At 67.8% G+C, this 6,048-nt stretch carries 4 protein-coding genes and 1 pseudogene; 1 reads left to right on the top strand and 4 read right to left on the bottom strand.

Annotation, left to right across the window (positions count from 1 at the left end; genetic code table 11):
- Together G3N94_RS39190 and G3N94_RS39185 are read right to left on the bottom strand one after the other, a co-directional pair.
- Positions 1-633 (bottom strand): annotated as a pseudogene (locus G3N94_RS39190) (methyltransferase); the annotation flags it as partial.
- Between the two features lie 104 nt (positions 634-737).
- Complete coding sequence (locus G3N94_RS39185; RefSeq protein ID WP_205799567.1) at positions 738-1,235, bottom strand: LEA type 2 family protein; 498 nt, start codon at positions 1,233-1,235, stop codon at positions 738-740.
- Positions 1,236-1,878: 643 nt separating this feature from the next.
- Between G3N94_RS39185 and G3N94_RS39180 the strand changes: the two genes are divergently transcribed.
- Entirely contained in the window at positions 1,879-4,044 is a 2,166-nt protein-coding gene (locus G3N94_RS39180) for a M1 family metallopeptidase (protein ID WP_205799566.1), read from the top strand.
- Positions 4,045-4,130: 86 nt separating this feature from the next.
- Here G3N94_RS39180 and G3N94_RS39175 read toward each other — a convergent pair whose 3' ends face one another.
- Together G3N94_RS39175 and G3N94_RS39170 are read right to left on the bottom strand one after the other, a co-directional pair.
- On the bottom strand, positions 4,131-5,150 hold the full coding sequence (locus G3N94_RS39175) for a transporter (RefSeq protein ID WP_205799565.1): 1,020 nt from the start codon (positions 5,148-5,150) through the stop codon (positions 4,131-4,133).
- Between the two features lie 212 nt (positions 5,151-5,362).
- On the bottom strand, positions 5,363-6,048 hold a 686-nt coding region (locus G3N94_RS39170), incomplete at its 5' end, for a phage tail protein (protein ID WP_205799564.1).

Here is a 6,048-nt window from a genome sequence, read left to right as displayed (position 1 = left end):
CAGCACGGCGGTGCCGGTGCCGACATCGAACGCGAGCGTGTCGGCCGGCAGCGGCGCGCGCGCGACGAGCTCGACGTACTCGCCGCGCACCGGCGAGAACACACCGTAGTGCGGATGAATCGCCGCGCCGCCGAGCGCCGGAACCGGCACGCCCTTCTTGCGCCATTCGTGCGCGCCGACGAGCCCGAGCAGTTCGCGCAGCGACACGACCGACGGCGCGCCGCCGGGGCCGTACGCCTCCTCGCACGCAGCCCGCACGTCCGGCGCGCGGCGCAGCGGAATCGTGTAGTCGGCGTCGAGCGGAATCAGCAACATGCCGAGCGTGCGCGCGCGCTGCGATTGCGCGAGACGATGCAGGTTGAACGCGTCGACGCCGGCGGCGGCCTTCGCCTTCTTCGGCTTGCGATCGACGCGGCGCGCCAGCGCCTGCACGAGCTGGCGCGCGTTCTGGAAGTCGCCCTGCCAGACGAGCGCGGTGCCCTCGCACGCGAGGCGATACGCGACGTCGGCGTTGAGGCGGTCGTCGGCGGGCACCGCGCGCTTCGGCGGCGCCACGCCGGCTTCGGAGCGCCAGCGCACGGCATGATCGGCGCCGTCGGCGTCGGTCCAGTGGAATACGGGGAAATCGGTCACGCGAACTCGGTGGTGTAACGGTTGGCTTCAGCGCGCGGCGGCGGCGCGCCGCGCGAACGACACCTTATACCCTGCTTTGCCGCGCCCGGCAAAGCGCGGCGCATTCACTGGCCCCAGCCCGGCATCGCCGGCAGGCGCAGCGTGCCCGCATCGGTGAAGTGGGCAGCGCCGAACACGCCGCCCGCGAGCCGGCCGCGCAGCGCATACGGCAGCTCGCCCGCCGATGCGGCGCCGGCGAGATTGAAGGCCTGCCGCGCCGCCGCGAACGCGGATACCGACACCGGCACGTCCAGCACGGCCTCGCCGAAGCGCGGCACGACGCCCGTGCGATCGCTGACGCCGCTCGCGAACGGCTGGCCGTTCAGCTCGAGCGTCACCGCGATGCCGTCGTAGTCGATCGGCGCGTCGTTCGGGTTCTGCACGCGCAGCTTCAGGTTGAAGCGCATCTCGAGCCCCTGCCCGACCAGCGGCTCGAGGCCCGCGACGGTCACGCGCACCGGCTCGCGCGTCAGGCTCGCGCAGCCGCCGAGCCCGAGCACGGCAGCGATCAGCAGCAGCAGCACGGCGCGCAGCGGCGCCACCCGGAACAGGGCTCGTGGCATGAACAGCCTCCTCGCGGCTAACAGACGTTGGTTCGTTGCGGCATTGTACCGGGCACGCGCGAGTGCACCGAATTTCGTAGTCCGCACGTGGCCAGCCAATCGTTAATACATTAAAACTACGAAATCGAAGGCTAAACGGAAATATCCGACAACGACCACGCCCATTCAATGGATCGCGACAATTCCAATAGACGCGCGCTCTTATTTTTTTCGTTTCCTTTACGCAAAGCCATCAAGTATATTGACCCATCCTTCGAACAGGCCGACAAACCTTCAAACCGCATGACGGCGATTTTACGGATGACTGCACACGCCATCCGCGCCGCCCGGCGGCCAGGTCCGGCCTGCTCCACAGGTCGTCGGTTCGATGCGGTTGCGCGCCCGCCCGGGCGTGCCGCCGTATGCCGTGCGCGAAATCCATTCACACCAATCCGCGCCCGGCAATCCAGAACCGGCAAGTCCACCGACAATCGAGAATACCGAGGGGGCAGCAAACCATGATTACCGTCACGTAGTCCGTCCGCCGTCTTTTCGAATAATCCGCCATTGGCATTTCGCATCGCTGTTGATTAACGGCGGGGGAATGCTTTTGCCGGCGGTTTTCACAGCACTGAACGACTCTTCCAATAATCGAGGTTTCAGTATGTCGATGAACATTCGCAAGATGCGTTATCTGCCGCTCGTCGCGGCCCTCGCGCTCGCCGGGTGCGGCGGCGACGACAGCGGCGTCGGCTCGGCTTCCGCGCTCAGCTCCGCCGGTGCGCCGAATGCGGGCTCGTCGCCCGCCGCCACCACGCCGCCCACCGCGTCGAATGTCGACAAGAGCGTGCCGCCTGTCGAGCTGCCCGACACCGTCGTGCCGGTCAACTACCGGCTGTGGTTCCGCCCGAACGACGCGCTGAATGGGTTCGACGGCCGCGCCGACGTCGAGATCAAGGTGCTCAAGCCCGTCACGTCGATCGTGATCGCCGGCCACCGGATCAAGTTCACGAACGGCCGCATCACGCTGCAGCCGGGCAACGTGCAGCTGATCGCGACCCCGCAGGACAAGGGCGACTTCTACCAGCTGCGCCCCGTGAGCGGCACGATCGCCGCCGGCAACTACTCGCTGCACATGGAGTGGACGGGCATCATCAACTTCAAGTCGTATGACGATCCGGTCAAGCAGACGGGCGGCAGCTGCGGCGACGATCCGTATCCGGGCTGCTCGGCGGCCGAAGGGATCTTCCGCGTCGACCTGAAGAGCACCGACGGCACGACGAGCGGCGCGATCCTCACGCAGGGCGAAACCAACCTGTCGCGCCAGTGGTTCCCCGGCTGGGACGAGCCGGCGTTCCGCCCGACCTATGAAGTGACCGCCGAAGTGCCGCAGAACTGGCGCGTCGTGTCGAACGCGGCCGAGAAGCCGTCGACGAACGTCGGCGGCGGCTACAAGCTCGTGACGTTCGAGAAGACCCCGCCGATGCCGTCGTACCTGCTGTTCTTCGGCGGCGGCCTGTTCGACACCTACGAGGACGACTTCACGAGCCCGCTGCCGGGCAACAAGGGCGGGCTGCACCTGCGCGTGTTCACGCCGCCGGGCATGCGCGACTGGGCGAAGCCGGCAATGGACCGCACCAAGCAGGCGCTCGACTTCTACTACAACTACACGGGCATTGCGCTGCCGCTGACGAAGTTCGACACGGTCGCCGCGAACGACGCGTTCAAGGAGCAGAAGGACCTGAACTTCGGCGGGATGGAGAACTGGGGCTCGATCCTCGAATTCGCCGACGACATCCTGCCGCAGCCGGGCCAGCCGATGTCGCGCTATGGCAACGAGGTGCTCACGCACGAAGTCGCGCACCAGTGGTTCGGCGATCTCGTGACCGCCGACTGGTGGGACAACGTGTGGCTCAACGAATCGTTCGCGACGTTCTTCGAGACGAAGACGACGATCCGGTTCTTCCCCGACCAGTTCACGTGGCTCGACCAGGTGAAGAACAAGTATCGCGTGATCAACCGTGACATCGGCCCGAACGCGTTCCCGGTCGCGCCGAACTTCAACGGCTGGGCGTCTAACGACTTCGTGCTGAGCGCGAGCGCGTTCACGTACGACAAGGGCGGCCACGTGCTGAAGACGCTCGAGAACTATCTCGGCGAAGAGACGCTGCGCAAGGGTCTGCAGCAGTACCTGACCGACTACTCGTTCGGCAACGGCACGCCGAAGCGCCTGTGGGACGCGCTGTCGAAGGCGAGCGGCCAGCCGGTCGGCCCGATCGGCGACAGCTACGTGCGCCAGACCGGCGTGCCGCTGATCTCGCTCGACGCGCAGTGCGACCTGACGAAGAACCAGAACGTGATCACGCTGAAGCAGCAGCCGTTCCCGAACAAGAACGCATATCCGGGCACGCAGTGGACGGTGCCGGTCACGCTCGCGTACGGGCAAGGGCTCGCGAACCGCACGACGGTCGCGCTAAAGGACACGCAGACGCAGGTCCGGGTCGACGGTTGCTCGGCGGTAGTCGCGGACCCGAGCGGTCTCGACTACTACGTCGTGAACTACAGCGATGCCGCATGGAGCGGGCTGCTCACGCAGGTCAACCGCTCGACCGATCCGGTGCTGCTCGCGAACCTGAAGAGCGAAGCCGCGCTGCTCGTCGCGAACAACCTCGCGCCGGCGTCGCGCTCGACGTCGATCGGTTCGGTCGCGTCGCCGGCCGCGATGGTGCTGCGCCAGACGCCGAGCTTCGACGGTATTTCGACGACGAAGGAGCGTCCGTCGCTGCGCTATCAGGGCACGTTCAAGCCGCGTAAGGCGCTCACGCGGTAATCACGGCACGCGTGTGCCGGCTGTCGCCTGCCGTTCGCGCGAAGGATTGCGCGTCCGGCCGGCGGCGCCTGCTTCCGGCGGCCGCGCTAGCGTTCGCCGCCGCGCCGCCGGAACGCCCACCACGCGGCGAGCCCGGTGAAGCCCGCGACGAACAGCACCATCAGCCAGAAGCCGTGCTTGTTCTCCGAAAGCGGAATCCCGCCGACGTTCATCCCGAAGAATCCCGCAACGATGTTGATCGGCAGCGCGACGACGGTCACGAGCGTCAGCGTGAACAGCGTGCGGTTGTTCTGCTCGTCGAGGCGCGAGCCGATCTCTTCCTGCAACAGCTTGATCCGCTCGACGAGCCCCGCGAGATCGGCGAGCACCAGCGAAAACTCCTCGGTCGACTCGCGCAGTTCCTGCACGTCCTCCGCGTGCAGCCACGCGGGCGGCTTCGCGAGCAGCCGGAAGATCGCGCCCGGCTCCGGCGCGAGCATGCGCTGCAGACGCGTCAGCGTGCGGCGCATCACGCCCAGCTCGACGCGGCTCGCGGTCAGGCGCTGCGACAGGAAACGATCCTCGATGCGGTCGACGTCGACGCTCTTGCTCCGCACGATGCGAATCATCAGGTCGGCCTGGTCGCGCAGCAGATGCACGAGCAGTTCCGCGGGCGAACGGAACCGCTCGCCGTCGCGCACGCTCGCGCGCAGCGTGTCGACCGAGCGCAGCGGCTTGAGCCGTGCGGTGACCATGATCCGCTGCTCGACATGGACGAACATCGTCGCGATCTCCGATGGCGTCAGCTCGAGGTTGAACATCACGTCGTTGACGATCGCGCGCAGCGCGCCGTCCTCCTGCCCGATGCGCGTCGAGCGCGATCCCTCGTGCAGGAATTCGAAGAAGCTGTCGGGCAGCCCGAGATGGGTGCGCATCCAGCGCTCGCTCGCGCCGTGCGCGAGGTTGAAGTGCAGCCAGACGAACGCATCGTCGGCGCCGGCCGCGCGTTGCGTGCGCAGCCACTCGGCCGCGCCGTCCGCGTCGAGCGTCGCGCCCGGCTCCCCCGGCGTGAAGCGGAACCCGCACACGATGCCGGACGTATCCGCGCCGTAAGTCTGAACGATCATGTCGAAGTCGTGCGGCGCGCGGCGCCGCTCGCGCGTCGCGGACAGCCGGCGTCCGCGCGACAGGCGCCGCGCAAGATAAGAAAGGATGACGTATGCCCGATGAAAGCGACACTTTCGTGACTGTGTCACAAAGCGGCTTTTCGGCGCCAGAAAAACGCGCGCCGCCCGGCGGGCGGCGCTGACGGAAGACGGAGGACGAAACGGCAGGCAGCTTACTGGCGGCTCTGCGACTGCGCGGCCGTCGGGCACGACGGATCCTTGCCCCATTGGCCTTCGCACACGCGCCACCGGCACAGCTGGTCCTCGAAGAAGCCGCGTTCGCCGCACTCCTTCACGCGCGCGGCAAGCGTCGTGCCGGCCTTCGCCGACGCCTTGGTGGGCACCGCCTGCGCGCCCGACGATGCGGCCTTCCTGTCGGCCGGCTTCGTGCGCGCGACGAGCGCCGCGAGCAGGTCCGCGTCCGGATCGTCCTTCCCGGACGATTTCGCGCTCGCGGTGCGCGCCGATGCATCATGGCGCTTCTTCGCCTGCGCGACTTCAGCCTGCTGTTCCTTGCGATGCTTGCGCGCTTCGGCCTTCGCGTCTGCCTTGGTTTCAGCCTTGGTCTCGGCCTTGCTGCGCGCGGCGAGCTTCGCGTCTTTCGCGGCGTCGGGCTTCGCGGCCTTCGCCGTTTTCGCGGCAGCAGCCGGCGCCGCGCCCGACGCGTCGTCGGCGCCGTTCGCGAGTGCGCGCGACAGGCGGCTGTTATCGGCCGCGGGCGACGACGATGCGGACGCAACGGTTCTTGATGCCGGGTCTTCGTTGACGATCGTGGCCGGCTGCGGCGCGCTCGCCGCATTGTTCTGCGCGAGCGGCGCTGCAGCGCCGCTCGCGGGGGCGGCCTTCGCCGCCGGTTGCG

The organism is Burkholderia sp. Ac-20353 (assembly GCF_017104785.1).
Taxonomy (GTDB): Bacteria; Pseudomonadota; Gammaproteobacteria; order Burkholderiales; family Burkholderiaceae; genus Burkholderia.
This window is presented reverse-complemented; position numbering and strand designations above follow the sequence as displayed.

Bases quoted from the DNA above. Each gene is read 5' to 3' on its own strand.
- G3N94_RS39185 (WP_205799567.1), bottom strand. From the start codon at position 1,235: ATGCCACGAGCCCTGTTCCGGGTGGCGCCGCTGCGCGCCGTGCTGCTG.
- G3N94_RS39180 (WP_205799566.1), top strand. From the start codon at position 1,879: ATGTCGATGAACATTCGCAAGATGCGTTATCTGCCGCTCGTCGCGGCC.
- G3N94_RS39175 (WP_205799565.1), bottom strand. From the start codon at position 5,150: ATGATCGTTCAGACTTACGGCGCGGATACGTCCGGCATCGTGTGCGGG.